Source organism: Methylobacterium aquaticum (assembly GCF_001043915.1).
Taxonomy (GTDB): domain Bacteria; phylum Pseudomonadota; class Alphaproteobacteria; order Rhizobiales; family Beijerinckiaceae; genus Methylobacterium; species Methylobacterium aquaticum.
Genome location: NZ_LABX01000404.1, coordinates 1 through 1,236, shown reverse-complemented (window position 1 = coordinate 1,236; position 1,236 = coordinate 1). Strand labels below are relative to the sequence as shown.

1 protein-coding gene is annotated in these 1,236 nt (G+C 77.6%); it reads left to right on the top strand.

Annotation, left to right across the window (positions count from 1 at the left end; all coding sequences use genetic code 11):
* Positions 1–1,236: condensation domain-containing protein (locus tag VP06_RS32825; protein WP_048468019.1), on the top strand; the 1,236-nt coding region annotated here is incomplete at both ends.

Here is a 1,236-nt window from a genome sequence, read left to right as displayed (position 1 = left end):
CCCCGAGCGAGGACTGGCGCGACCAACCCCTCCCCGAGCCCGACCTCGACGCCCGCCTCGACGCCCGCGCCGCCGCCGAGCGCGAGCGCGGCCTGCCCCTCGACCGCGCCCCGCTCCAGCGCCTCCTCCTCGTCCGCCTGCCCGACGCCCCCGACGGCACCGCGCGCCACCGGCTGGTCTGGACCCACCACCACATCCTCCTCGACGGATGGTCGGCCGCCCGCTTCCTGGCCGAGGTCATGGCCCAGTACCGCGGCACCCCCCTGCCCGCCTCCACCGCCCGTTATCGCGACTACGTCGCCTGGATGGCCGCACGCCAGGACGACCCGCACGCCGAGGCGTTCTGGCGTGCGGCGCTCGCCGGCCTCGACGACCCCACCCGCCTCGCCGACGCCTTCGCGGGAGCTGGAGCGGGCGAGCCCCGCATGGTCGCGCTGGAGCTGCCCGCCGACCGCGCCCGGGCCTTCGCCCAGGCCGAGGGCGTGACCCTCAACACCCTGGTCCAGGGCGCCGTCGCCCTGCTGCTCGCCCGCCTCACCGGGCGATCCCGGGTCTGCTTCGGCGCCACCGTGGCGGGACGGCCCGCCGAGCTGCCCGGGGCCGAGACGAGCGTGGGCCTGTTCATCAGCACCCTGCCGGTGGTGGTCGCCCCCGACCCCGACCAGGCCGCCGGGCCTTGGCTGCGCGCCGTGCAGGAGCACAACCTGGCGCTGCGCGAGCATGGCCACCTGCCCCTGGCCCAGCTGCAGCGGCTGGCCGGCCGGGCCGGCGAGGCGCTGTTCGACACCCTCCTGGTGTTCGAGAACTATCCGGTCGAGGCGGCGCTGCGGGACGGCCCGCAGGATGGAGACGGTCCGCGCTTCGGCCCGGTCTCGGGGGTGGAGCGGGCGAACTACCCGCTGATGGTGACGGCGGCGGCGGGCGCGGGCCTGCGGCTGCAGCTGCACGGGCACGGGCCGCTCGCCGCGGCGGGACGCCTGGAGCAGGTCGGCGCGCTGCTGGCCGGGCTGCTGGACGGGCTGTGCGGATCGGGCGACCGGCCGCTCGGGCGCATCGCCACGCCGCTCCCCGCCCCGGCCCTGTCGGCGCCTGCCCCCATGGCGGGGACCGAGACGGTGACGGGAGCCTTCGCCAGGCAGGTGCGGGAACGGCCCGACGCCGAGGCCCTGCGCTGGGGCGACACCCGCCTGAGCTATGCCGACCTCGACGCACGCGCGACCCATCTCGCTCGGCACC